This window comes from Tardiphaga robiniae (assembly GCF_013359755.1).
Taxonomy (GTDB): domain Bacteria; phylum Pseudomonadota; class Alphaproteobacteria; order Rhizobiales; family Xanthobacteraceae; genus Tardiphaga; species Tardiphaga robiniae.
In genome coordinates this window covers 312472-335413 of the sequence record NZ_JABMCJ010000093.1, presented here as the reverse complement: position 1 = coordinate 335413, position 22942 = coordinate 312472, and the positions used below count along the sequence as shown (strand labels likewise).

26 protein-coding genes, 1 tRNA gene and 1 other RNA gene are annotated in these 22942 nt (G+C 59.8%); 15 read left to right on the top strand and 13 right to left on the bottom strand.

Annotation, left to right across the window (positions count from 1 at the left end; genetic code table 11):
- The first annotated feature begins 101 nt into the window (after positions 1-101).
- The 4 genes from HP556_RS25795 to HP556_RS25780 all read left to right on the top strand — a co-directional run bounded on the left by HP556_RS25795 (position 102) and on the right by HP556_RS25780 (position 3979).
- On the top strand, positions 102-698 hold the full coding sequence (locus HP556_RS25795) for a hypothetical protein (protein WP_175369072.1): 597 nt from the start codon (positions 102-104) through the stop codon (positions 696-698).
- Positions 695-1723: a phage major capsid protein gene (locus tag HP556_RS25790; RefSeq protein WP_175369071.1), complete on the top strand. Its 1029-nt coding sequence runs from the start codon at positions 695-697 to the stop codon at positions 1721-1723. The genes HP556_RS25795 and HP556_RS25790 overlap by 4 nt, the downstream gene beginning before the upstream one ends.
- Entirely contained in the window at positions 1720-2676 is a 957-nt protein-coding gene (locus tag HP556_RS25785) for a S49 family peptidase (protein ID WP_175369070.1), read from the top strand. The genes HP556_RS25790 and HP556_RS25785 overlap by 4 nt, the downstream gene beginning before the upstream one ends.
- A gap of 631 nt (positions 2677-3307) precedes the next feature.
- Positions 3308-3979, top strand: coding sequence for a hypothetical protein (locus HP556_RS25780; protein WP_175369069.1), 672 nt, complete (start codon positions 3308-3310; stop codon positions 3977-3979).
- 40 nt (positions 3980-4019) lie between these two features.
- Here the strand turns inward: HP556_RS25780 and HP556_RS25775 are convergent, their stop codons facing one another.
- From HP556_RS25775 to HP556_RS25755, 5 genes are all read right to left on the bottom strand, one after another.
- Positions 4020-4790, bottom strand: coding sequence for a hypothetical protein (locus HP556_RS25775; protein WP_175369068.1), 771 nt, complete (start codon positions 4788-4790; stop codon positions 4020-4022).
- A complete protein-coding gene (locus HP556_RS25770) occupies positions 4783-4989 on the bottom strand; it encodes a hypothetical protein (protein WP_175369067.1) in 207 nt (68 codons plus the stop codon). The genes HP556_RS25775 and HP556_RS25770 overlap by 8 nt, the downstream gene beginning before the upstream one ends.
- Positions 4990-5168: 179 nt before the next feature.
- Complete coding sequence (locus HP556_RS25765) at positions 5169-5840, bottom strand: hypothetical protein (RefSeq protein ID WP_175369066.1); 672 nt, start codon at positions 5838-5840, stop codon at positions 5169-5171.
- 228 nt (positions 5841-6068) lie between these two features.
- On the bottom strand, positions 6069-6266 hold the full coding sequence (locus tag HP556_RS25760; RefSeq protein ID WP_175369065.1) for a hypothetical protein: 198 nt from the start codon (positions 6264-6266) through the stop codon (positions 6069-6071).
- A gap of 111 nt (positions 6267-6377) precedes the next feature.
- The gene (locus HP556_RS25755) at positions 6378-8306 is read right to left on the bottom strand and encodes an AAA family ATPase (protein WP_338117617.1); all 1929 of its coding nucleotides are present in this window, start codon (positions 8304-8306) and stop codon (positions 6378-6380) included.
- Positions 8307-9033: 727 nt separating this feature from the next.
- On the opposite strand from HP556_RS25755, the gene HP556_RS25750 reads away from it, so the two are divergent.
- On the top strand, positions 9034-9795 hold the full coding sequence (locus tag HP556_RS25750; RefSeq protein ID WP_175369063.1) for a hypothetical protein: 762 nt from the start codon (positions 9034-9036) through the stop codon (positions 9793-9795).
- 38 nt (positions 9796-9833) lie between these two features.
- Here HP556_RS25750 and HP556_RS25745 read toward each other — a convergent pair whose 3' ends face one another.
- The 4 genes from HP556_RS25745 to HP556_RS25730 all read right to left on the bottom strand — a co-directional run bounded on the left by HP556_RS25745 (position 9834) and on the right by HP556_RS25730 (position 12097).
- Positions 9834-10433: a hypothetical protein gene (locus HP556_RS25745; RefSeq protein ID WP_175369062.1), complete on the bottom strand. Its 600-nt coding sequence runs from the start codon at positions 10431-10433 to the stop codon at positions 9834-9836.
- A gap of 6 nt (positions 10434-10439) precedes the next feature.
- Complete coding sequence (locus HP556_RS25740; RefSeq protein ID WP_175369061.1) at positions 10440-10973, bottom strand: hypothetical protein; 534 nt, start codon at positions 10971-10973, stop codon at positions 10440-10442.
- Positions 10960-11808 carry a hypothetical protein gene (locus tag HP556_RS25735; protein ID WP_175369060.1) on the bottom strand — a complete coding sequence of 283 codons (849 nt, stop codon included), beginning with the start codon at positions 11806-11808 and terminating at the stop codon, positions 10960-10962. The genes HP556_RS25740 and HP556_RS25735 overlap by 14 nt, the downstream gene beginning before the upstream one ends.
- A gap of 199 nt (positions 11809-12007) precedes the next feature.
- A tRNA-Ser gene (locus HP556_RS25730) sits at positions 12008-12097 on the bottom strand.
- A gap of 168 nt (positions 12098-12265) precedes the next feature.
- Here HP556_RS25730 and HP556_RS25725 point away from each other — a divergent pair.
- Together HP556_RS25725 and ssrA are read left to right on the top strand one after the other, a co-directional pair.
- Entirely contained in the window at positions 12266-12628 is a 363-nt protein-coding gene (locus tag HP556_RS25725) for a histone-like protein 2 (RefSeq protein ID WP_175369059.1), read from the top strand.
- Positions 12629-12659: 31 nt separating this feature from the next.
- Positions 12660-13012, top strand: a transfer-messenger RNA (tmRNA) gene (gene ssrA / locus HP556_RS25720).
- A gap of 82 nt (positions 13013-13094) precedes the next feature.
- Here ssrA and HP556_RS25715 read toward each other — a convergent pair.
- Both HP556_RS25715 and HP556_RS25710 read right to left on the bottom strand, forming a co-directional pair.
- On the bottom strand, positions 13095-13334 hold the full coding sequence (locus tag HP556_RS25715) for a hypothetical protein (protein WP_175369058.1): 240 nt from the start codon (positions 13332-13334) through the stop codon (positions 13095-13097).
- Between the two features lie 381 nt (positions 13335-13715).
- A complete protein-coding gene (locus HP556_RS25710) occupies positions 13716-13973 on the bottom strand; it encodes a hypothetical protein (RefSeq protein ID WP_175369057.1) in 258 nt (85 codons plus the stop codon).
- A gap of 237 nt (positions 13974-14210) precedes the next feature.
- On the opposite strand from HP556_RS25710, the gene HP556_RS30435 reads away from it, so the two are divergent.
- A complete protein-coding gene (locus HP556_RS30435; RefSeq protein ID WP_276509758.1) occupies positions 14211-14333 on the top strand; it encodes a hypothetical protein in 123 nt (40 codons plus the stop codon).
- A gap of 75 nt (positions 14334-14408) precedes the next feature.
- Here the strand turns inward: HP556_RS30435 and HP556_RS25705 are convergent, their stop codons facing one another.
- Positions 14409-14573 carry a Flp family type IVb pilin gene (locus tag HP556_RS25705; RefSeq protein WP_089264337.1) on the bottom strand — a complete coding sequence of 55 codons (165 nt, stop codon included), beginning with the start codon at positions 14571-14573 and terminating at the stop codon, positions 14409-14411.
- A 335-nt stretch (positions 14574-14908) separates the two neighbouring features.
- Here HP556_RS25705 and HP556_RS25700 point away from each other — a divergent pair, with 335 nt between their 5' ends.
- The 7 genes from HP556_RS25700 to HP556_RS25670 all read left to right on the top strand — a co-directional run bounded on the left by HP556_RS25700 (position 14909) and on the right by HP556_RS25670 (position 22206).
- Positions 14909-15844 (top strand): septal ring lytic transglycosylase RlpA family protein, encoded by a 936-nt coding sequence (locus HP556_RS25700; protein ID WP_175369140.1) that lies wholly within the window; start codon positions 14909-14911, stop codon positions 15842-15844.
- A 123-nt stretch (positions 15845-15967) separates the two neighbouring features.
- Complete coding sequence (locus HP556_RS25695) at positions 15968-17227, top strand: D-alanyl-D-alanine carboxypeptidase family protein (protein ID WP_175369056.1); 1260 nt, start codon at positions 15968-15970, stop codon at positions 17225-17227.
- A 1-nt stretch (position 17228) separates the two neighbouring features.
- Positions 17229-17915: a dTMP kinase gene (gene tmk / locus HP556_RS25690; protein WP_092143015.1), complete on the top strand. Its 687-nt coding sequence runs from the start codon at positions 17229-17231 to the stop codon at positions 17913-17915.
- Positions 17912-18958 carry a DNA polymerase III subunit delta' gene (locus HP556_RS25685; RefSeq protein ID WP_115028791.1) on the top strand — a complete coding sequence of 349 codons (1047 nt, stop codon included), beginning with the start codon at positions 17912-17914 and terminating at the stop codon, positions 18956-18958. Before tmk ends, HP556_RS25685 begins: the two co-directional genes overlap by 4 nt.
- Before the next feature lie 72 nt (positions 18959-19030).
- Positions 19031-20596: a methionine--tRNA ligase gene (gene metG, locus HP556_RS25680; RefSeq protein WP_175369055.1), complete on the top strand. Its 1566-nt coding sequence runs from the start codon at positions 19031-19033 to the stop codon at positions 20594-20596.
- 9 nt (positions 20597-20605) lie between these two features.
- On the top strand, positions 20606-21412 hold the full coding sequence (locus tag HP556_RS25675; protein ID WP_175369054.1) for a TatD family hydrolase: 807 nt from the start codon (positions 20606-20608) through the stop codon (positions 21410-21412).
- Positions 21409-22206 carry an MBL fold metallo-hydrolase gene (locus HP556_RS25670; RefSeq protein WP_175369053.1) on the top strand — a complete coding sequence of 266 codons (798 nt, stop codon included), beginning with the start codon at positions 21409-21411 and terminating at the stop codon, positions 22204-22206. The genes HP556_RS25675 and HP556_RS25670 overlap by 4 nt, the downstream gene beginning before the upstream one ends.
- Here HP556_RS25670 and HP556_RS25665 read toward each other — a convergent pair.
- Complete coding sequence (locus HP556_RS25665; RefSeq protein ID WP_175369052.1) at positions 22187-22873, bottom strand: Rossmann-fold NAD(P)-binding domain-containing protein; 687 nt, start codon at positions 22871-22873, stop codon at positions 22187-22189. The two genes, HP556_RS25670 and HP556_RS25665, sit on opposite strands and share 20 nt — an antisense overlap.
- Between the last annotated feature and the right edge of the window lie 69 nt (positions 22874-22942).

The following is a 22942-nucleotide window of genomic DNA, read 5'->3' as shown; positions in this document are numbered from 1 at the left end:
GTCACCGCCGCGCTGTAAGTGACCCAGCAAATCGCTCAACTCTCGTTTTGACCCTGTAGGTGCGCCGTCGCGACGCCGATCTGGGATCGAACGAGGTCCGCATGACGTCCGCTCTTGCTATGAAACCCGATCCGCCGGCGCCCGACGTGGCCGCCGAGTATACCGCCGCGGAGTCAGCATGGCGCGCGATCAGCGTGCAGATGCGTGAACTGCGCAGCGATCTCGAACGGCGCCGTCTGGCACGCAGCCTTGCGGGACTCAGCCACATCCCCGAGCGATCAAAGGATCTGGCTGCCAGTTTGAGCGGTCTTATAGCGGCGTCACAACGCAGCCCGATAAAGGCAGCGAGCGACATCGAAGCTCTGGAGTTCGATTTCGCCGCGCTTCAGCCCAGGTACGTTGCTGCGCACGAAGCCTTCCTGGTGGCACGCACCGCGCTATCCGTGCAGATCGCGATGACCTACCGCGATCGGCATATGGTCGCGACGAAGAAAATCGTTGCCGCCGTTGACGGGCTTAGCCTCGCACTGGAGGCGGAGCGAAACATTCGGGCGGAGTTTGCCGCTGAGGCGCCGGAGCCGACGTCGCAGTTGCTACCGGACATATCGCGCGATCTGAGCCAGATGGATCTCAGCCGATGGGACAGCATCGCCGCTGTTTGGGCTCGCCGCGTGCGCAACTTTGGAGTCACCGCGTGAACAAGCAAATCCTTACCGAGACGTTTGATGAGTTTTCCGCATTCCTGCTCGCGGTCGCGCGTCAGGATTCTGATGGCGGCGATCTGCGCGATGCGCGTCTCGTCATGGAAGCCGTCGCGCTCGGACAGAATGAAGGATTCGGAAACCAGGGCGGCTTTCTCGTTCCGGAGGAGTTTATCGAGCGGCTATGGGCCCGGGTTTTTGCCGCGGGATCCATCCTGGCGCGGTGCGATCGCCTCCCGTCGACCAAGGGCAAGAATATCACGATCCCTGCAATCGCCGACGGCGGCATTGCCCGGTTCGGCGGCGTTCAAACATATTGGACCGATGAAGCGGCGCCGGCACCTGAAACAGGGCTGAAAATCGAACAGGTCAAGCTCACCCTTCGAAAACTTCTTTCTCTGATTTATGTGACCGACGAATTGCTGCAGGACGCGCCGGTCTTGGCAGCGACGATCGAGCGGCTTTTCTCGCTGGCCGCCGCCTTCAAAATTGAACGCGAGGTCATTAACGGCACCGGCGCCGGACTGCCGCTCGGCGTGCTAAAGTCGCCTTCGCTCATCACCGTCGAGAAAGACGTCGGCCAGGCCGCGGCCTCGGTCAGCACGACAAACCTGAGCGGTATGGTCAGTCGGCTTTGGGGTCCTTCGCATCAGCGAGCCGTGTGGCTCATGAGTAACGACGTCTTCGGCCAGGTGCTGGCGTTGGAACAAGACGGCCCGACACTGATCGAGACCGGCCCCAACGGTGAGCGGCTTCTGCACCAGATGCCCGTCGAACTGAGCGAACACACCTCCGTGCTCGGCAGCACGGGCGACATTTTGCTCGCCGACTTTTCCCAATACTTGCTTGCCGAGCGCGAACCGAACCTTCTGAGCTCGATCCACGTGCGGTTCCTCACCGACGAGTCGGCGTTCAAGTTTCGCTACCGCGTCGACGGCGCGCCGGCATGGGCTGAGACGATCACTCCCGAAAATTCAACGGTCACCCAATCGCCGTTCATTGCGCTCGGTGCCCGCACATGAGCGGCCGCGATCACGGTGACGTTTGGGCGATGCTCCGCGCGGAGTCGCAGGCGTGGGCCATCGAGCCCACACGGCTCAGCGGCATGGTGGCGCTGATGGCCCGGGGCGAGCGCATGGCAGCACCGGCACGCAATTCCAACGGCGCTCCAGCTGGGATCGCCGTCGTCGGGATTACAGGCCCGCTGATGCGAAATGGCGGGATGATGTCGGATTACTTTGGCTTCTCCAACTACGCCGCAATTCGCGGAAAACTGTATGAAGCGCTGTCCGATCGATCTGTCTCCAAAATCTTGTTGTATGTCGACTCTCCCGGTGGTGCTGCGACTGGTTGCGACGAACTGGGTGCCGATATTGCAGCGGCGGCCAGGGTCAAACCGATGGCGGCATTTGTCGATGGCCTGGCGGCAAGCGCAGGATACTGGCTCGCGTCTCAAGCACCTCAGATTACAATGACCACATCCGGCGAAGTTGGAAGCATTGGAGTGCTGTGCCTGCACACCGATGTCTCCCGCGCACTCGGCGTCGCCGGCATCCAGCCCACATTCATAGTCAGCAGGGCCAGCCCATTCAAGGTGGAAGCCAATTCCTTCGAGCCGCTCAGCGCTGTTGCGCGAGCCCATATGCAAGATGGGGTCGATAAAGTGGCAGACCGGTTTATCTCCGCGGTCGCAAGCGGGCGCCGCGTCAGCGCAGCCACCGTGCGCAGCAACTTTGGCAAAGGGCGTACACTTAGGGCAGACGCCGCTCGCGCGGCCGGCATGGTCGATCGCATCGGCACGCTAAGAGACGCGGTCGGACTCAGCGGATCGTCGTCGACGAGCGCCACGGCACAGATTAGCGACTCCGATCGGATTGCATATCGTCGCCGGCGACTCGAGCTCGAGGCGATGACACCGCAGGAACGCGGATCTGCAGACCGGCTCCGCCGGCTGACGATCCTGGAACAATCGTGATGGGCACATTCAAGAATAGCGCCGCGGCAAAAGCAGAACGCTGCAGCGCTTGGCCGGCGACCGCGGGCTCTCCACGCGCGGTCGCCGGCTACTCATCGGGCGCGCGCTGAAGCCAGCGAGCGAGATCAGGACATATAGTTCACGGGGCGATGAGGCATGACACAGACTCAGGGCACACGTCGAGAACGCCGCCGGAGCGCCGAGCGCACTCCCGTTTTGCATCTTGTGATGCCGGGACAGGAAATTGCGCGCGATGTGCCGCGGCGTCGCGAGACGGTCACGGATTTTCTCCGGCGGACGGGCTGGGCAACCCGGGATCCGAAGTATGGATGGCAGTTCAAGAAGGGCCTGCCGACCATTCTCGAGATCAACGGCGTGCCGCTTCTGCGGAGGTTCTGGACGAGCACGCGGATAGCGGCGAACGACAACGTCCGCTTCGTTTCGTATCCGCTGGGCGGCGGCCAGAACGGCACCAAGCAGGTTCTGGGGTTGGTCGCGCTCGTTGCGGTCTCCGCCTTCGCTCTTTGGGCTGGTCCTGCGCTGTTCGGTGCCGGCATCCCCGGGATGCTCGGTACCGCCGCAATTGGGCTCGGAGGCTCTCTTCTTACCAATGCAATGAAAGGTACCGCGCATGTCCGCAATGAATGTGATACTCCAGTCGAACTCCGTGCATCTCTTGACGGATGCGCTGGCGTACCACCCGGACGGCGAGATTATGATGATCGGGCCGAAGGCGGTGCCGATGCCACATCTCGACTGCGCGGTCGCGATGCGCGGTCCCGCCGGCATGAGGCCGATTTTTGCCGAGCTCATCGGCAACGGTGCGGCGTCCTTCGACGAACTGAGATCCGTCATCGTCGAGCTGCTTCAGGCCGGCGCGCACAATTATGCCCCGGTGTTCGAGGACTGCCGGGCCAGCGCTGACTTCGAGGTCCTCGTCGCCGGCATTTCGGAATCGACTGGGCCGTGCTCCTACATGGTCGCGAGCCATGATCGATACGGGTGCGCATGGCGCGTCGTTACGCTTGCAGGCGTCACGTGTCTGCCTAATGAGCTCGGGCTCCACGAGAAGATCGTGGCGTCGTTGCCGTTAGATGGCGACGCCGATGCGATCAATCCTGCAGTCCATGGGCTTCGAATTCTGCAGCTGCAGCGTGCTCACCTGATCGCCAATAAAGGCATCGACGGCGAGTTCTGTGCGGTTGGCGGCTTCGCGCAGCTTACCACCGTGACAGCGGGCTCGGTCAGCTCTCGGGTGATTCACAGGTGGGCGGACCGGGTCGGCGGCAAGGCGTCGGCTTAAATGCGTCGTGGTGGTGGTGCTGCCCTAGCGAAGAAGCACACTACGTCTTTTTCGGATTCAAATGATCGAGCTGTGGAAAATCGACCGTCCGCGCGCCGATGGAAAGCGCAAGCTCGTTCCAGTAAATAGCGAGCCATCTCACTTTTTCGAAGTGCTTTGGTTCGTAAATAGCCTCGTCAAGTGAGCGCTGTATCTCTTCCCGAATTAGCGGAATGTCCTCTTCAAAACCATCGGCTGTCGGAAGTCGTAGCGGCGCTAGAATATCCAGAAAAGGTGGGCCGTCGTTGTCGAAGCGGAATGCAGGAAGTTCTGAATAGTTGGCACCAGCGTGCGTGTACGTCGGAGATTTGTAGTCAACATGCGTAGCCTTATCGACAAGGATACGCGGGTACTTTGCCGTTGTGGATTCTAGCCTGTAGGCCTCGATCATTGCGGGGCCAAAAACCACTTTATCGGTGTGGTGCAAGAGCCCCTTCGCGATTCCGCCACGAGTGAATATGCCTTTCGCCAAGAGCTTGACGCTTGTGACCGTCAATGCGCCTAACAAGTGAAGCAAACCACCTGGGCTGGCGTTTTCTGACATTACGATGCAGTCGGAGAATGATTGGGCTTTGAAGCTGTCCGCTTCGAGCAGTAGCCCATCAAGAAGGTATTGCTGAGGATCCGCCATCTGCTCGAGGATCGAGATCAGACTGGCTACGCGCCATGGAAAAAACGTCGACTGCCGAACGACGTCACTGAACCCTAGGATATCGATGAACGCCACATAGCGTTCAGTGTAGATCGCGCCAGAATTAGCGTCGTCAACCACGGCTTTGCTTCTCCATGCTGTCGATCACGGCGCGGGCGGCGCCGAACACGGCTGCGCCCTCGACGAGCACCCCGATGCGGATGCCGTAGGCAAAAAACATCTCGCTGACGGTCACATTGTTGAAGCCGAGGCCTGAGAGCTCTTTGGCGGATCTATCAAGTATCTCCAGGCTTTTCACCATCGCGTTCGCGTCGCTCATATTCGCTCCGTTGAAGCAGCTTGATTCGTGATCAGGGTGCATGATCGCACGGGTAGGCGGCTGGCGGGAGCCGCGGACCGGTTGCGCCCGCTATTCACAGACTACGCGAATGTGGATCAGTCGGACCGGGTCTTCGATAGAGCCGGATTGCGTCATGGCGGCGCGGCCTTAGCGCAGCACTATTCGCCGGAAGGCTGACGCGAGAGTGAAGGCTCAATGGCGGATTCGGCTAGGCCAATCGCTTGGTCGATTGCAAGAGCAACGCGATCCTGCTCCGCAAAGCCCTCCCAGATGTCGCCTTCCCAGCGGTTTTGTTGTTCAAAATTTGGAGGATGGCCAGCCGTTCGCATTAGCATGCTTGCGGAGACACGAACCCACACCATCGCTTGATGGGATTGCGAGAACGCTTTCTCTATATTTTCACCGAACAGCGCTCGCGCACGATAGCGTTTACTGAAGAGGGCTCCAAGGAACTGTGCGTTTTTATTTAGTCGCTCGAACGGAATGAAGTACAAATCCCTGCTGCGTGCGAGATCTGGAGACTCTCCCGGCGCTCGTTCTCTGGTATCGCCTTCATTGCCAGAAGATCCGGGGTTACGCACCGAGCGCATAATGTCCCGAAACTCATAGAAGCTCGCCAAGACGTCTTCGCCGAGCTCGGTTCGGCGCTTGTAATCGTGCATCTCCCGGTCGTACCGAAAGCGGCGATCAGCAAGCTCGCCATCCGCCGCGATCTTCTCTCGATTGATACTCGCAGATGTGCGGTTCGATATTAGCGCACCCGCGATGGAAACGACGCCGGAAACAAAGGCTGCAACAACGGCTGATCCAATCAGTTCGTTTGTAGGCATGAACAAAAGTCCTGAACTGCGGTCCAGCGATGCAGTTTTGCGCTGATTAATAGAAGTTACGGGGTATTACATAATTGGAACAAACAAGAACGCCGAGACGACGGCCCGCGGGAGACGGCCCGAACGGTCTGGCAGACGTCGCGCCGGTGGTGCCTCAGCGGCAGCGCCGGACACAGAAACAGTTGGTGACCCAGAACGGCCCGTGACGGAGTGCCTCGCTGGCACGGCCTACCTCATGATCGATCCTGAAAGGTAGCTATCAATGCCATCGGCTGCTGCCTTCGCAGATTGTTCATCCAACCGTTTCAGTATTTCATTATAAATTCTGACCGCTTCATTCTCGAGTGCGGCGCCGAGCTCTAGTTTCGCAATTACTGGAGCGGCTAATGTTGCTGCTACCAGCCGATTATCTACTAGGTGTGACATCAGAGTTTCCCTTCCGATTTGATTCGTGACCAGGGTGTATGATCGCATGGATGGCAGGCCAGCGGGAATCGCGGTGGTTGCGCCCGCTATCGGCTATGATTGCACGATCAATCAATCGAGCAGCTTGTTCAGCTTCTTAAATGCTTTTTCGAAGCTATCGAACGCGGTGGCCGGTATGTCTTTCTTCAAACTGGCTGCGTTTTCGCTGAAATAGCGGGCCGGTCGAAAGTGTCCAAAGGAGCCTTGCTTCAATGGGTGCTCGGCAAAATATTCGTCTAGGCGCTTTGTTAAACGAGGGTGTTTAGACTTTATCGCTGCTGCCTTGATTTGACCGGACAGCTGCCCCTTGAACTCAGCATTCACGATCTGCAGGTAAAATGCTTGTCCAAACATGTCCTCGACGTCAGCTTCCTTTGCGTCCAAGATGTCTGCGAAGGTTATCACGTTGGCCTTTTTCAGAAGCTTCTCTTTGTACAGAGCTTCAATAGCCTCCTGATCGGACGTCTGACTGTCGATCAAAGTTGCTATGGTCATGCCTTTCTGAGATCCGAGGAGCGCGACGAAAGTCGGTATTTTTGACGCGCCCCCGACTGGAGTGACGGTCCAACGCTCGTCCAAGGATGTCCGCCCGTCCGCGCCGAGTAGGGCTGACATAGTTTGAATGAACAGCAGATCGGCGGCCCCTTCAACAATCAGCGAGTAAGGGCCAACAAATAGGCTTTGATGCATCTCGTATCCGAGAGCTGCCTGCAACGGAAATAAACTGTCTTCACTCGCGGCGTAAACGTCCTTGAGTACTTCCGTGCCACCGATGTCTTCAGAGCCGTCGATGCTTGCGTCTTGGACAATGCGCACACGATCGAAGTGCTTCGCATCAATCATAAAGGGTGAATGCGTCGAATAGATTAACTGGTGCTCGCCCTTCAACTCCGTCTCGAAGTAACGAAGTAGGTCGTCTTGAGCTTTTGCATGCAGCGTCAGGCCAGGTTCATCGAGCAGTAGAATTACCGGCTTATTGTCGCGCTTTACATCCGAGTACCACGCTAGGAACGAGAAAAACCACACAAAGCCTCTCGATCGACTTCCCAACTCTGTGGTCACCGCATGGCGGCTGTCGAATACGCCGCCCCAGATGTTCGTTCCTGTCCTCATGCCTTCGGGGTCGCGTGCCAGGCCCGGTCGAACGTCAAATGTCATTTTGAGATGCTTATTTTGCGACCAGTATTTCAGCACCTGCCTGGTTAAGTGATTGCTTGCACCTTCAAGCTTTCCCTTCAGGTCGATGGTGCTCTGTGGATTAAGCAAGTCCGGAAGCTTCAGCCTGGCAAGCCGGATGAGCCCCAGCATTGGATGATCCGAAGACTTGAGAGCCTTTGCTTCTGAGCGCTGGACGAGGGCCTCAATATTTTCGTGGCCGGTCATTTGATAATATTCGTCGAAATAAAGATACGAGGGCTCGGCTTCGTGCACGTATTCATCGTAAATATACTTCTTCACGCTTGTTTTGCTGATAGCTGTGAAGAGGGTTTTGAGCCGATCGGTTTCAGTGGTGGCTTCGGCCGCCGTTAGCTTCGCGAGAACTCCGTCCGCTGTGACGGTGCTTGCGAGAAGATTCCCGCGAAGCGGTTCTGGGATGTCAGCTTTTTTGATGAGCGCTGTCAGGCCAGCGACTTCGTCGACACTCATATTGAAGGTGCGAGAATTGTCATAGTACTTATAGATCATGACGAAGCGATTTTTCAGACATTTGCCGAATTCGCTCTCGATGGCTTCGACCTCGTCGTCAGTGAGTTCGTACTGAGTTGCGATGGGGTTCGCGATGCCTCGTTTCTTAGTCTCAACATCGTGGCGATAGTCCTCGACTGACATGCGGGGATAATCGATTGTTACATCAAAGCCGCCTTCTTCAGGCACGACGGGATTCACGCGATAAAGGGCCTTCAGCAGCGCACTTTTGCCGGCCTCGTTTTTGCCGACCAGACAGGTGATATCCCCGACCTTGACGTCTCCAGAGTCCCGAACGCTCTGAAACTCCCGCACTCGAAAAGATGCTAATCGCATTTCCGCCCCGACGATTGATGTTATTGATGCCGGCGCACAATGAACCCGCAACTTGGGCGGGAGGCAACGATACTTTAGCCGTCCGCCGCTACTACCCACAGGCGCGCACGTACGGGCTGCTTCTTCGGACTCCCGATCCGATGGGCCAGACGCGCCAAGGCGCCCCCGAGAGGGATTGATTTGTTAACGAATTCAGATGAGCATGAAGGCGGGTGTGAGAGCCCGGATCAGTGACTTCGACCGCACCATTCCCTGCAAGGAATTGCCTTGTCGCCTGCAAGCGACGTGGCGGCGGTTGAATAATGGCGCCCGATGAGGGCTCCAACGGACGCGCTTGGCGGCGCGGCTCCGAACGGCCGAATTATGGCCGGGGCGTGCCGTTCTGTCCAGAGTCCTTCGGGGCTTAAAACCGGCGCACCTGTCTCACTGACAGGCTCTCACCCCCCGGCTGCTCGGACTGTCTCCGAGCGCGGCTGTGAGAGGCCCATTTCAGTGAGCGACCACAATGACCCTAGCCATACCCATGTTTCCGCCCCGTGCGGAGTCCGCCAGCGCTGCCGGCGACCGAACAGCATGCCGAGCGCCCCTGATTCCAGATAGCCGCCCACGCGCGGCCCAGACCGTCCCTGTGGACAGCGAACCAGAGGGCAGGGCACCGACTTTCGTTCCTCGAGCGATTGGCTCAGCCCTGACACGGAGGACCCTCATGAACCAGCTAGTCACGCTACCGCTGGCGGCAACGCCAGTCGCCGTTCAGCTTTTGCCGTCACCAGCGCGCGCGGCCGAAGGATATGAGGCCAGGCTGATCACGCTAGCGGATGAGCTCACAAGGCTTCGAGGCCTATGCAGGCAGCGCTCGATCGAACTCGGTAAATGCGATGATGCCTGGGTACGGCCAGAACGCCCGCGCGTCTTGCTGAAGCGCTACGACGACGGAGACGTCGGCTCGTACACGCGCCAAGCCGACGGACGTTGGGAAGAATGGTGCGTGGAGGACGACATCGACAAGCTTCGTGGTCGCACCGAATTCCATCAATGGAATTTCATTGGCACATCGGAGCAGTGGGACGAATTCGGATTATCGAACTGGAGAAGCAACCGAAGCCTTCCCGCCGGCGCGCCCGCGGATCTTTTCGTATCGCTCGGCGATGAGCAGCGGCGGAAGCGAGCCGACGAACTCATTGCCGCACTTGACACCCACCGCGAGGCGCATGCGAAGTCTCGACAGGAAAGTGGCTACGACGCAGCCGATCGAGCGCTGCGCGCCGTTTGGGACGAGGAGGCAGCCGTCTTCGAGGAGATGATGGAGTTGAAGCCGACGACGCTCGCGGGCTTTCGTGCCGTTGCTTCAGCGATCATCAACTTCTGCTGGCTTGGCGAGATCGAGGACGGAAACACCAAGGAGGAGCAGATGGTCGGCCTGATGCTTTCGCACCTGACGGGTATTGAGGTTAAGCGAGCGGCCTAGCAAGGAAAGCCCGCCGGTTCGCCGGCGGGCGCCCTTGTTCATCGTCCGTAAGTAGCAAACTGGCCGCCGCGGAATTGCCGCGCCGGCACGAGCGTTGCTCCGATTAACTCGATGATGCGTTTATATCGTCTGCGATTTTCTTTTTCTTTTTGAGTCTTCGACAACGTGGTGATTGGATGCAAATCGGGAGCGATCATGTCCGCATGATGAGGCTTGTCGGGAAGCGCGGTGTCGTAAACTCCCAAGAGCCTCGAATCGTTGTCGTAGCGAACAGTCGAAGCAGGAAAAATACATACGCCGTGCAAAAACCTCTGCTTTCCGGCCGCCGCCGAGCGCGTCTTCAACTGATCTATGGTGAGCCGAAATTCTTCGTCTTCTGCGGCACCGCGCAAACAGCTGAGGCCGCCGAGATCGATTTGCACAACCATCGCTGGATTTAGCGAGCCGTCGGGGAGCAGACTATTTGGATCACTTACGACCAAATTTAGTAATTCACCGTCCGAAACTCGTCCCGGTGACGTGTCTTCCATCTCAAATTGCTCGCAACCGCACACGTCTTCCGTTGCACGGTGAAGCTTTCGAGCAATTTCCTCTTCAGGCGTGCTTTTAATAGCCGCTCTGCATTTTTCGCGGCTCATGTACCACTACGATAAAATGGCTGATAACTCGTCGGGCAGTTTGCGCCCCTTAAATTCAACGTCGTCGTGGAAGTGTTCGACGCCATCCACCTCCGCGAACCAAGTGATCCGCTCACTTTTATCGACAGTCAGATGAATATAAAAATTGTTCGTCCGCGCAGCGAAGGTGGGACGGCCTAAAGAGTCGACTGAGAATGTCGGCCGACTCCCTGGTCCATTCGAGTTAAGAAAAACCGAGAGCATCTCGGCAGTATCCAGCGCTCCAGCTTCTGGAGGTTCTGCACACTCGCCATCCCAGCCCTTTGCAAGGTTTCGATGATCGTCGATCAACCTTATCGTTTCAATTAGCCAAGGATCTCTGGGAGCGAGCAACACAAACTGATCGGCTTCCTGAGCCGAGCCCACGAGGCGCACAAACGTCCTGGCCTTCGCCAAGCTTGGCAGGCGGATGTCTGCTCCCGTCCGTGTGATCGAGGGTTTGTCACGATCTCGGTCAATTGGCTTCGATTGGTATGTCGTATCGAGATCAAGCGCCGGCATTTTGGGGCTTCCGTGGGTTCAATCCGATGCGAGTCGCCATTTCATCAGTGATGATATGGCCAAGAATATCCTTCAACGCAAGGTGCTGATGTTCCAGACGCTCAACCACGAAGCTTTCACCAAGTGCTGAAATATCGATCATTCCGTATTCTGGAACATTAGTCTGATCGGTAAGTGACGAATAGATTCCCACAGAAGGTCTAGGCGGCAAGCTGGGATCCACTGCCACTTCGGCAAGATCGACGTTAACGTTTGTCAGACGGCGAAGACCTGCTTCATTGTCGAACCAGCCTGAATGGGAGTGCCATTGCTTCGGACGGGTCGCAGCCTCTTGAGCAATGAACCCAGAGCCCTTCTTCAACAGCTTACCGACGTCAAAATTTTCCCACGTGCCAGACCACAGGAATCGGTCCCAGTACTCAAGTTTAACTGCCGCAATAGACACGTCGCTCAGAAACTCTTTGAGCACGGGGAGGACGTTCTTTTCGACACCGCCAACGAATGGCTGCCACCGTACGTATGTGCTGATGGCCCAAACCAAACCATCAGGGGTGATTGTCAGCGCGCTTGTCTGATCTGGTAAAGAGAAAACGCGAGGGCCGCCGCCGGGGGCGCCCCCATCCATAGGTACCATTTTCCCGTCCGGACCAACCATAAATCCGATCGAAACGGTAGCTTGGGGTATGAGGCCGGCATTCTGAAGAATTGGAGTAACGGCTGCGATCAGCCGATCGAAGGCCTTATCGGGCAGCGCCGGGACAAAGCCTACAGTGGCAGCGCATCGTTCGATCGCGTGCCTAGGGAACACCGGCGCAAACTGTAAATCTACGGTCATGAATGCAGTGATTGTTCGAAACAGAGCATACGAGGCGCTTCCTGCGTATAGCTCCAAACCTGAAAGGAAGTCTGAAAGAATAAAGGGGGCAGGGCAAGTGGGTGAACGCGCGCACCCCTGAGAGGTTGTTGGTTCATTTGTGGGCTGCAAACAGTGATCCTAAAATATCCCTTTAAAATCAGATTGATAGTTGCTGATTTGGCGGAAAGGGTGGGATTCGAACCCACGGTACCCTTGCAGGCACGGCGGTTTTCAAGACCGCTGCCTTAAACCACTCGGCCACCTTTCCGTCGTGGGACAGCGCTTAGCAAAGCGGCCTGCCGAGGGAAAGAGAGGATTGCGCCGGGGCAGCTGTCCGGGGCTGAAATCATCTAACACGGGGATTCCCTTGGGCCGGTCGGTGCCGGGCGCCGGGCGTGCTAAGCAAAGCCTGACGATTCTGAGGACGGAGACCATCATGGCAAACCCGACACCGCGCGCCGACGCCTTGCGTGCGATGCGCGAGGCCAAATTCGAAGCCGCGCAGCGGCTGATCAAGGAGGCCGGCAAGGCCGCCGCGCCCGCGGAGAGCAAGCCTGCGCCTGCGGCGAAGAAGGTGGCTGCCGCGAAGCCTGCCGGGGAGCCGGCGGTCGAGGTTCTGGCGGTCGAGACGCAGGGTTCAGGGCCTCAGGCCGCTGACGTGCTGCCGGTCGAAGCTCCGGTTGCCGAAGCCAAACCTGCAAAGACCAAGGCACCTAAAGAAAAGCCGGCCAAGGCGGAAGCGGCCAAGGGCGCCGCCAAAAAGACCGCCACCAAAAAGAGTTCCGCCAAGAAGGGCTAGCGGCATTCCGCCCGGAATGCAGGGCGGACCGAGCCTAGATTTCGCCTGAGATCGCGCCTATATCTGGTTCGTCGCAAGACGATGGCGCTGAACCTCTCAATGGACTGCGGGCAGACCCGGGGGCAGTACCCGGCGCCTCCACCTCAGCAGCTGGCGATCTCACCCAGGTGAGGTCGATTTCGCCGGACGGTGAAATGCACGGGCTGCTCAGGCGGGGGCGAAACAGGATCGATGGCCGCGAAGAAGTTGTGAATTGTGCTCGGCATGATACCGCCGTTATCGGGTCAAAACCTAAATGCAAACGATAACGTTCGCATGAACGAAGTGCGCCTCGCGGCGTAACCGTTCGGGGTAGGTCCACCTTGCAACAGAACGGCCATGGCCGCGTCAACCTTCGGGTTGGCGCGGCTTTTAATTTGCAGAGTGCTTTTAGTTTACGGTGTCGGAGAATGCCGCTTTTGCGCGCTCAGTGCCTGGTCTTGCCTGTCTGCAAGAACGGCTGCCGCGCAGTTTCGTGTTTCTGATAGAGTTCGAGCCAGCGCCGGTCTTCGGCATGGGCCCATTGTTCGAGCGAGATCCCAGGCGGGCGGCCGTGACCGATGGTGCCGTCAAGGCGGGTGAATTCCGCAGTCTCTTCCACGGTCAGCCCGATCAGCACCCGGATGCCCTGGTCATTCAACTCATAGCTGTCGTCATCGTCGATCATGCCGGCAATTGAGCAAGGCAGCAGGTGCGGTCAATGCAATTACCGGTTTAACCTAACCAATCAACCTTACCGGCAGCATGTGCGTCTGATCGTCGGTAGGCATCCATCGTCACGATGCGATGGTGCCCCGCTTTGCTGCCAGCTCACTCTGCGTCATTACGAAGCGCCGCGCGCCGCGGCTATGCTTGCCGTGGACGCACAAATTATAGCCGAAGCCACGACGCAATTTTAACAGAATGCATGCTCACATTCAGTGTCGTTCGGTCGATGCAATGGAGCAGGCAATGGCACGCAATTTCGGCGTTCCCCGACAGTTCCGCCCGCGGGCGCAGGCGTCCGTCTGGCCGCTATGGGTGATGGCTTTCGCGGTCGTCACCGTGATCAATGCAGCGACATTCCTTCCGCACTAGCGGGAGCGGGTGGCTGCTCACTCGACGCTGCAGCATTCGGCAGGCGCCACGACCCGAGCACATAGAGCTTCATGCTGTTCTGGAAGCGCGATGTGACGACGGTGAAGATCGCTTGGGGATGTTCGGCCCAGATCGCGATCTGGTAGAGCGTCACGATCAGGTGGCCATCGCGAAACCTGTACTCTCCCGCACCGGTTATTCCGCCGCAATCCGTCCTTGAAACGTCCATCTCCATCCCCAACATCCCGCCGCAAGAGTCCCGCCAGGAATCGCGTCAGCGCGTTCCGCTATCAAATCCAAATCATGCGCGATCGTTCAACTAACAAATAGTTGAAACGGACGGGGGAGCGAGTTGCGGAAATTAATCTCCGTTAGCGGCGGGCCGCAAATTCAAAACAAACCGCAGCGGGGATCTTAAAAATCATCATGTATTGCTGTGCCCAACGAGAATGCCGGGGGCTTTGTGGTGATCGAGACCTTGTTGTTGCTGAGTGTTGTTGCCGGTGTCGGCGGCCTGCTGGTGCAGGTTTATCGCTGGCGTCAGGACGTGCTGTACGGCCCGTATATCCGCCGCGAGTGGTACGATTGATCGTGCGAGACGTAACTTGAGGGAGAACTCCGCGCGCCGTGGCGGCGCGGGGAGTGATAATGGATCGTCAGGTCGTCACTTCAGTGACGAGTTGATCGATGTGAACTTGCCATTGAGTTTGGTGCCCATACCGTTGATGACGGCAATGATGGCGAGGGCAATGCCGGCAGCAATCAGTCCATATTCGATGGCCGTGGCGCCGGTTTCGTCTGCGATAAATCGCTTGATGAGGTTTTTCATAGTGTGCACGCTACGAAGCTCGTCTGAATCCGGGGTAAATATGTAAGCGTCGATCCCGGAAAAATGCGCGTGTTCTGAAGTGGTTGAACACAATCACGGTGCCATCTCACCGATCGCAAGAGGAACTTCTAGCGCGACGTGTGCGGTGCGAGCGACACCCGGCGTGCGGGCTGAAAACCCACATCCTCTGTTTACCATACCGGGGCTCTCCCCATTTCCGCCGCGATCCGGCTGCGATATATTCACCACTTGATGCGGAAGTGGGCTGCATCGGGATTTTGGCCGTGGGGATGCCCGGAGATGGGCAGGCGGCCGCTGGAATGGTATTGGGGCGTATGGGGATTCGTGGGTCAAACCGACTCGGCCAGGCTGTTCAGGCAGCAGCGGCCATCAGCGCCTGTCTGGCGCTGGCCAATTGTTCCTCCTCCACCACCAGCTTCAGCCGCCTCGATCCGAAATATGGCGTCTCGAGCAGTCCTCGGGTCGTCGGGATGGGCGAGCCGGTTCCCAAGGGCGGCGGCACCTACCGTGTCGGCAAGCCCTACACCGTCGCCGGCAAGCTCTATGTGCCGGAAGAAAACATCAATTACCGCGCTGAAGGCATCGCCTCCTGGTATGGCGACGCGTTTCATGGCCGTCTGACAGCCAATGGCGAAGTGTTCGACATGGCCTCGCTCACCGCGGCCCATCCGACGCTGCCGATCCCGAGCTATGCCCGCGTCACCAACGTCTATAACGGCAAGTCGCTGATCGTTCGCGTCAACGATCGCGGCCCGTATCACGGCAACCGCCTGATCGACGTCTCGAACAAGGCCGCCGAACTGCTCGAGTTCAAGGGTAACGGCACCGCCAAGGTTCGCGTCGAATATGTCGGCCGCGCGCCGCTGGAAGGGTCGGACGATCGCCAGCTCGTTGCCACGCTGCGCACCGGTGAACCGGCACCGTCGCCATCGCTGGTGCGTGTCGCCTCGGCGCGCTCCTTCGTGCCCGACATGCAGGGCGGTCGCGTCGTCTCCCGCGATGTTCCTCTGCCGGAGGGCCGCCCGTATTCGCTCGGCAATACCTCGGCCGATGTGGCGTCGATCCGTTCGACGTCGGAAATGTCGGCATCGAGCCGCATGCGAACGGCATCGGCGCCGCGCATGACCGAGAACCATCGCGCGGTGTCCTATGAGAGCAACGCCGCTTATGCTGCGCCTGCCGAGCCGGATGACGGCACGGTCGATGCGCGCGGCGCCCAGGCGATCCTGTCTGGCCGCGGTCTCTACTAAGCCAGTCCATCTTTCTCTGCCGACAACATGACGGGTGCAGCATGGCGCCCTAATCCGCGTTGCACCTTGCCGCGTTGTTTGCCTCCGTTGATCCTGTTAAGACCAGAGCACTCAGGACAGCACATGGCATCTGGCTCCATTCCCTTGAAACGATCGCAATTCGCCGCGCGGAGCTGGCGGACGCTTCTGGCTGCCCTGGTGACGTTTGGCGTCGCCCTCGGCCCAACAGCGCAGGCTGCGAACCAGAGCGTGCAGGGCGCCAAGAAGGTCGTCGAGGACGGCGGCTACGATACCGATGCGCCGACCGCGATCCTGATCGAGGCTGGCTCCGGCAGCGTGCTGTTCGAGAAGAATGCCGACGAGCTCCGCGCGCCCTCCAGCATGATGAAGCTGATGACGGTCGAACTGGTGTTCGACGCACTGACCCGCGGCGACATCAAGCTCACGGACGAATACCGCGTCAGCGAGAATTCCTGGCGCAAGGGCGGCGCGCCGGCAGGCGCATCGACCATGTTTGCCGCCATCAACAGCCGCGTGCCGGTCGCTGATCTCTTGCGCGGGGCCATCATCCAGAGCGGCAACGACTCTTGCATGATCCTGGCTGAGGGTATCGCCGGCAGCGAGACCGCCTTTGCCGAGAAGATGACAGCGCGGGCACGTGTGCTCGGCATGCCGAAATCCACCTTCGCCAATTCCAATGGTTTGCCGGACCCTGGCAACAAGATGACGGTGCGCGAGCTTGGTCTGCTCGCCCGACATATCGTTCGCACCTATCCCGAATTCTACAAACTGTTCGGCGAGCGCGAATTCACCTGGAACAAGATCCGCCAGCAGAACCGCAATCCGTTGCTGGCGACGCTGGACGGCGCTGACGGTTTCAAGACCGGCTACACCAAGGATGGTGGCTACGGCATGGTCGGCTCGGCCATCCGCGACGGCATGCGGCTGATCGTGGTGATCAACGGTCTGGACGATCCGGACGATCGTGCGACCGAGGCGAAGAAGCTGCTGGAGTGGGGTTTCAAGAATTTCGAGGCTCGCACGCTGTTCGCAGCCGACCAGACCGTCGGCTTCGCCAAGGTGTTTGGCGGCGAGAGCCGCTCGGTCGCGCTCTCGGCCAAGGAGCCAGTGAAGGTGATGGTGCAGAAGAACGGCACCGACAAGCTGATCGCTCGCGTCGTCTATAAAGGCCCCGTGCGTGCACCCATCGAGCCCGGTCAGCCGGTCGGCGTGATCAAGGTCTGGCGCGGCGCCAATATCGCCGTCGAAACGCCGCTCTATACGGCGGCCGCCGTCGGCACGGGATCGACCATGCGGCGCGCCGTCGACGGCGCCGGTGAGCTGGTGATCGGACTGTTCCGCGCCGGCGCCGAGAAGCTCTGACATGACGGACACGCCCACGACACCGCCGCCGCGCGGTCGTTTCGTCAGTTTCGAGGGCGGCGAGGGCGCCGGCAAATCGACCCAGATCAAGATTCTGGCCGACCGGCTGGAGGCCGAAGGCAAGCGCGTCATCGTCACCCGCGAGCCCGGCGGTTCGCCCGGTGCCGAGATCATCCGCCATGTGGTGCTGTCGGGCATGGGCAAACTGCTCGGTCCTGAAGCCGAGACGCTGCTGTTTGCCGCGGCGCGCGACGACCATGTCCATGCGGTGATTGCGCCGGCGCTGGAGCAGGGCATCTGGGTGCTGTGTGATCGCTTCTCGGATTCGACGCGGGCCTATCAGGGCCGACTCGGGCACGTCTCGCCGGAACTGCTCAATGCGATGGAGCGCGTCACCATCGGACGGCTCAAACCAGATCTCACCGTCATTCTCGATATCCCGGTGTCGATCGGCATGCGACGCGCAGCAGCGCGGCGTGGCAATGATGTGCCCGATAGATTCGAGGCCGAGGGCATCGCTTTCCATCAGGGGCTGCGTGACGCGTTCCGGCAGATCGCAGCCGATGAACCGCAACGCTGCGTACTGATCGACGCCAATGCAGATTCAAAGATCGTATCGAACAATATCTGGGGCGTGTTGCGCCGACGCCTTCTAACGCCGTCGAACCACGAGGTTACTTCGGCATGAGCGCAAAGTCGTCCGAGCAAACGATCTCGGTTCCGCATCCGCGCGAGACGACCGCGCTGTTCGGTCATCAGGATGCCGAGGCCACGCTGCTCAACGCCTATCGCGGCGGCCGCATTCCGCATGCCTGGCTGATCGGCGGCCCGCAGGGCATCGGCAAGGCGACTTTGGCCTATCGCATGGCGCGTTTCGTACTGGCGCATCGCGATCCCGCGTCGCCGCAAGTGCAATCCGCAACATCGCTCGGTCTCGATCCGATGCATCCGATCGTGCGCCAGGTCGCCGCCGAATCCCATGGCGGGCTGCTGACGCTGGAACGTTCGCTCAACGACAAGGGCGTGATGCGCACGGTCATCACTGTCGATGAGACCCGGCAGACCGTATCGTTCTTCGGCTCGACCGCCGCCGTTGACGGCTGGCGTGTCTGTATCGTCGATACAGTCGACGAGTTGAATGCCAACGCTGCCAACGCGCTGCTGAAGGTGCTTGAAGAGCCGCCGTTGCGTTCGCTATTCCTGCTGGTGACACATGCGCAGGCACGCGTGTTGCCGACCATCCAGTCGCGTTGTCGCAAGCTGGCGCTGCGTCCGCTTTCCGTTGCCGACGTGACCCGCGCCACGTCGCAGGCCGCCGAGATCGAAACCAGCGATCCCTTGCTCAAGGAGGTCGCGGAAGCCTCGGAGGGCAGTGTTTCCCGTGCTCTGAATCTGCTGGGCGGCGGCGCGCTGAAACTGCACCAGCGCACCGCCTCGCTCCTGAACACGCTGCCCCATGTCGATCCGCGCGAGCTGCATGCGCTGGGGGATGCGCTGGGGACCAGCGACCGTGTCGCGCTCGGCGCCTTTGTCGACAGTGTCGACCGCTGGATCGGCGAGCGCATGCGGGCCGACGATGCCAATGCCAACGCCAATTTGCCCCGCCTTGCGCGGCTGGCGGAGGTATGGGAAAAGATCAACCGAGCCGCGCGCGAGACCGAATCCTACAATCTCGAGCGAAAACCGCTGGTTTTCTCGGTGTTTGGACTGCTCGCGGAAGCAACGCGCTGATCGCTGCGAGACTGGTTTCAGCCGATCCGCGCTTCACCAAGATCGTCTTATTCAAGGTCCGTAAAGTCAGCCATGACATCTGCAACCGATGCAACCCGACCGGCGTATTTTCTGACAACGCCGATCTTCTATCCCAATGGCGTGCCGCATATCGGTCATGCCTATACGGTCATGGCGACCGACACGATTGCCCGCTTCCAGAGGCTCGACGGCTACGACGTTCGTTTCCTGACCGGAACGGATGAGCACGGTCTCAAGATGCAGCAGACCGCCGTCAAGGAAGGCCTGACGCCGCTCGAACTGGCCGACCGGAATTCTGCGCGTTTTCGCGAGATGGATGCTGCGCTCAACATTTCCTATGACGACTACATTCGCACCACCGAGAAGCGCCATGAGCGCTCCGTTCAGGCGCTGTGGGTCGCCCTGGAGAAGGCGGGCGCCATCTATCTCGACAAATATGCCGGCTGGTATTCGGTTCGCCAGGAAGCCTATTTCGACGAAGCGGAAACGACGCTCGGCGACGATGGTGTCCGGCGTGAGCCGCTCGGCTCGCCGGTCGAGTGGACCGAGGAGGAAACCTATTTCTTCCGTCTGTCCGCCTACCAGGACAAGCTGCTCGATCTGTACGCGCGCGTTCCGGACTTTGTGTTGCCGCGCGAGCGTCTCAACGAAGTGACGAGTTTCGTGAAGGGCGGCCTGCAGGATCTGTCGATTTCGCGGACCACGTTCGACTGGGGCATCAAGGTGCCGGGTGCGCCCGGTCATGTGATGTATGTCTGGATCGATGCGCTGACCAACTACATCACGGCAGCCGGCTATCCGGATGTCGATGGCGACGACTTCAAACGCTATTGGCCTGCCAATCTGCATGTGATCGGCAAGGATATCGTTCGCTTTCACGCGGTATACTGGCCTGCATTCCTGATGGCTGCTGGCGTCGACGTCCCGCATCGCGTCTTCAGTCACGGATTTCTTCTCAACCGCGGTGAGAAGATGTCGAAGTCGGTCGGCAACGTGGTCGATCCGATCGGTATGGCGCAGCAATATGGCGTCGATCAGATGCGCTATTTCTTCATGCGCGAAGTCTCGTTCGGACAGGACGGCAGCTACAATCACGAAGCCATCGTCAATCGGACCAATGCCGACCTCGCCAACGATCTTGGCAATCTCGCGCAGCGCTCGCTGTCGATGATCGCCAAGCAGTATGACGGCGTGCTGCCTGAACCCGGCGATTTCAGCGATAACGACAAGGCCATCCTGGCGCAGGCCGATGGCATGCTGGAACTCGCACGCACCGCCATGGCGACGCAGCAGATCCATCAGGCGTTGAACGCGATCTGGGCCGTGGTGGCCGAGGCCAACCGCTATTTCGCGGGCGAGGCGCCGTGGGCGCTGGCCAAGACCGATCCGAAGAAGCAGGCCACGGTGCTCTACGTGACTGCCGAAGTCGTGCGTCAGGTTGCTATTCTGGCGCAGCCGGTAATGCCGGCGTCATGTGCGAAGCTGCTCGACGTGCTCGGCATCCCCGAAAGCGAGCGCGACTTCACGGCAATTGCGACCCGCATTAGGCCGGGCACGCAGCTGCCGACGCCGACCGGCGTGTTCCCGCGCTATGTCGAGCCGCCGGCTGCGAGCTGAGTTTGCGAGATGCTTGTCGATAGCCACTGCCATCTGGATTTCCCCGACTTCGCCGACGATCTCGACGGCATCGTCGCGCGTGCCGAAGCCGCGGGCGTCGGCAAGCTCGTGACCATCTCGACGCGGGTGCGCCGGCTCCCGGCACTGCTCGCCATCGCGGAGCGCTTTCCGAACGTCTATTGCTCGGTCGGCACCCATCCGCACAATGCGGACGAGGAAGACGGCATTCCCGCCGAAGAACTGATCGAACTGACGAAGCATCCGAAGGTCGTTGCTCTTGGCGAAGCCGGGCTCGATAATTTCTACGAGCATGAATCGTCCGGCGCGCAGGAGCGCGGCTTTCGCGCCCATATCGCTGCAGCCCGCGCGACCGGATTGCCACTGGTGATCCATACGCGCGAGGCCGACGAACAATGCGGCACTATTCTCGCAGACGAGATGGCGAAGGGCGCGTTCAAGGCGGTGCTGCATTGCTACACCGGCGGACGGGAGCTGGCGATGAAGGCCATCGACATGGGCCTATCGATCTCCTTCACCGGCATCATCACCTTCAAGAAGTCGCAGGAGCTGCGCGATCTCGCGGCTGAGCTTCCCGCCGACCGCATCATGGTCGAAACCGATGCGCCGTATCTGGCGCCCGGCAAATGGCGCGGCAAGCGCAACGAGCCATCCTATGTGGTCGAGACGGCGAAGGTGCTCGCGGAAACACGAGGCGTGTCGCTCGAAGAACTGTCGCGGCAGACCACAGAGAACTTCTTTCGCCTGTTCAGCAAGGCATCCGCCGGGAGCGGGCCTGGCACTGGCGTGCCGGCATGACGCTGGTGCTCACCATTCTCGGCTGCGGATCCTCGGCGGGTGTGCCGCGCCCAGCGCTTGGCTGGGGCGCCTGCGATCCCGCCAATCCCAGGAATCGTCGCCGTCGGTGTTCGATGATGGCGGAGCGGATCGGGCCCGAGGGCGTCACGCGTGTGGTGATCGACACCTCGCCGGACCTGCGCGAGCAATTGATCGACGCTAATGTCGATGACATCGATGCGGTCTTCCTGACGCATGAGCATGCGGACCAGACCCACGGCATGGACGACCTCCGCTCAGTGGTGCTGAAACGCCGCAAGCGTATCCCGGTCCATATGAACGCCTCGACGGCGACGGATATCATGCTGCGCTTCGGCTATTGCTTTCAGTCGCCCGCCGGCAGCGACTATCCGCCGATCCTCGATCGCCTTCGCATCGAGGCCGGCGAGAGCCGAACCATCACGGGGAAGGGCGGTGATCTGACGCTGACGCCGTTCCTGGTCCAACATGGCAACATCCCGGCGCTGGGCTACCGGATCGGCAATACGGCCTATACGCCTGATCTCAACGACATCCCGGAAGAGAGCTGGCCGGCGCTCGAAGGTCTCGACCTCTGGATCGTCGACGCGCTGCGCTACACACAGCATCCCAGCCATTTCAGCATCAGTGATGCGCTGCGCTGGCGCGACCGCTTCAAGCCGAAGCGGACGGTGATCACCAATATGACGGCGGATGTGGATTACGAGGCGGTAAAGGCGATACTGCCGGAGAGTGTGGTCCCCGCCTATGACGGGATCAGACTGACGGTGGAGTAATTTGAGCAGCGAGCGCTTTCATGGCGGCGTTCTCAAGGATCACGACGCCGGTCTCGCGGTGATGCAGGGCGATCTCGGCAGCGATTGAACGGCCGATGTCACGCTGATCGACATTGCCAAACCGACCAGGCACGAGACGTCCCAGCCAACCGACCCAGGCCGGGGTATGCGCGTTGCCGACAATAATGCCGGGCTGGAAGATCGCGAGGCGGGTAAAACCGACGTTGCGCACATTGTCTTCCTTCATGCCCATGACGCGGACATAGCGAAACCGGCTTTGGGCTGTGCTTCCTACTGCAGACAGCAGGCAGAACTGGGCGATGCCGGCGTCACGGCAGCCACGCGCGAAGGCGCCGACAACGCCGAGTTCAAGGCGCTTCAGCTCCTCTTCGCTCCACCGCATCGAGCCGGAACCGACACCCACGCAGCTCACAGCGCTGGCGGGCCCTTGGCTTAAAACTTCACGGGCTAGGCCGGCAGTGCGTTCGGCAAAGTCAGCAGCGCCGGTATCAAGAACGACGTTGCGCACGCGCGATCGCGCGGCAATGGGCTTTCTGGTGATCATCACCACTTCGCGGCATTCGGGAACTGCCAGCAGCTCGGTGACGGCTGCACCACCGACTTGCCCGGTCCCGCCGAGAATGATTGCGGCGAAGTTCTGCGTCATATGTGGGACCTCTGCGTCGGCAAGGGGACGACGAGACCCTTACACCAATCTCGTCATTCCGGGGCGCTC

Bases quoted from the DNA above. Each gene is read 5' to 3' on its own strand.
- HP556_RS25700 (WP_175369140.1), top strand. From the start codon at position 14,909: ATGGGGATTCGTGGGTCAAACCGACTCGGCCAGGCTGTTCAGGCAGCA.
- HP556_RS25710 (WP_175369057.1), bottom strand. From the start codon at position 13,973: ATGGACGTTTCAAGGACGGATTGCGGCGGAATAACCGGTGCGGGAGAG.
- HP556_RS25725 (WP_175369059.1), top strand. From the start codon at position 12,266: ATGGCAAACCCGACACCGCGCGCCGACGCCTTGCGTGCGATGCGCGAG.
- HP556_RS25795 (WP_175369072.1), top strand. From the start codon at position 102: ATGACGTCCGCTCTTGCTATGAAACCCGATCCGCCGGCGCCCGACGTG.
- HP556_RS25675 (WP_175369054.1), top strand. From the start codon at position 20,606: ATGCTTGTCGATAGCCACTGCCATCTGGATTTCCCCGACTTCGCCGAC.
- HP556_RS25770 (WP_175369067.1), bottom strand. From the start codon at position 4,989: ATGAGCGACGCGAACGCGATGGTGAAAAGCCTGGAGATACTTGATAGA.
- HP556_RS25685 (WP_115028791.1), top strand. From the start codon at position 17,912: ATGAGCGCAAAGTCGTCCGAGCAAACGATCTCGGTTCCGCATCCGCGC.
- HP556_RS25760 (WP_175369065.1), bottom strand. From the start codon at position 6,266: ATGTCACACCTAGTAGATAATCGGCTGGTAGCAGCAACATTAGCCGCT.
- HP556_RS25750 (WP_175369063.1), top strand. From the start codon at position 9,034: ATGAACCAGCTAGTCACGCTACCGCTGGCGGCAACGCCAGTCGCCGTT.
- HP556_RS25695 (WP_175369056.1), top strand. From the start codon at position 15,968: ATGGCATCTGGCTCCATTCCCTTGAAACGATCGCAATTCGCCGCGCGG.
- HP556_RS25745 (WP_175369062.1), bottom strand. From the start codon at position 10,433: ATGAGCCGCGAAAAATGCAGAGCGGCTATTAAAAGCACGCCTGAAGAG.
- HP556_RS25735 (WP_175369060.1), bottom strand. From the start codon at position 11,808: ATGACCGTAGATTTACAGTTTGCGCCGGTGTTCCCTAGGCACGCGATC.
- HP556_RS25740 (WP_175369061.1), bottom strand. From the start codon at position 10,973: ATGCCGGCGCTTGATCTCGATACGACATACCAATCGAAGCCAATTGAC.
- HP556_RS25765 (WP_175369066.1), bottom strand. From the start codon at position 5,840: ATGCCTACAAACGAACTGATTGGATCAGCCGTTGTTGCAGCCTTTGTT.
- metG (WP_175369055.1), top strand. From the start codon at position 19,031: ATGACATCTGCAACCGATGCAACCCGACCGGCGTATTTTCTGACAACG.
- tmk (WP_092143015.1), top strand. From the start codon at position 17,229: ATGACGGACACGCCCACGACACCGCCGCCGCGCGGTCGTTTCGTCAGT.
- HP556_RS25785 (WP_175369070.1), top strand. From the start codon at position 1,720: ATGAGCGGCCGCGATCACGGTGACGTTTGGGCGATGCTCCGCGCGGAG.
- HP556_RS25665 (WP_175369052.1), bottom strand. From the start codon at position 22,873: ATGACGCAGAACTTCGCCGCAATCATTCTCGGCGGGACCGGGCAAGTC.
- HP556_RS25670 (WP_175369053.1), top strand. From the start codon at position 21,409: ATGACGCTGGTGCTCACCATTCTCGGCTGCGGATCCTCGGCGGGTGTG.
- HP556_RS25780 (WP_175369069.1), top strand. From the start codon at position 3,308: ATGTCCGCAATGAATGTGATACTCCAGTCGAACTCCGTGCATCTCTTG.
- HP556_RS25705 (WP_089264337.1), bottom strand. From the start codon at position 14,573: ATGAAAAACCTCATCAAGCGATTTATCGCAGACGAAACCGGCGCCACG.
- HP556_RS25715 (WP_175369058.1), bottom strand. From the start codon at position 13,334: ATGATCGACGATGACGACAGCTATGAGTTGAATGACCAGGGCATCCGG.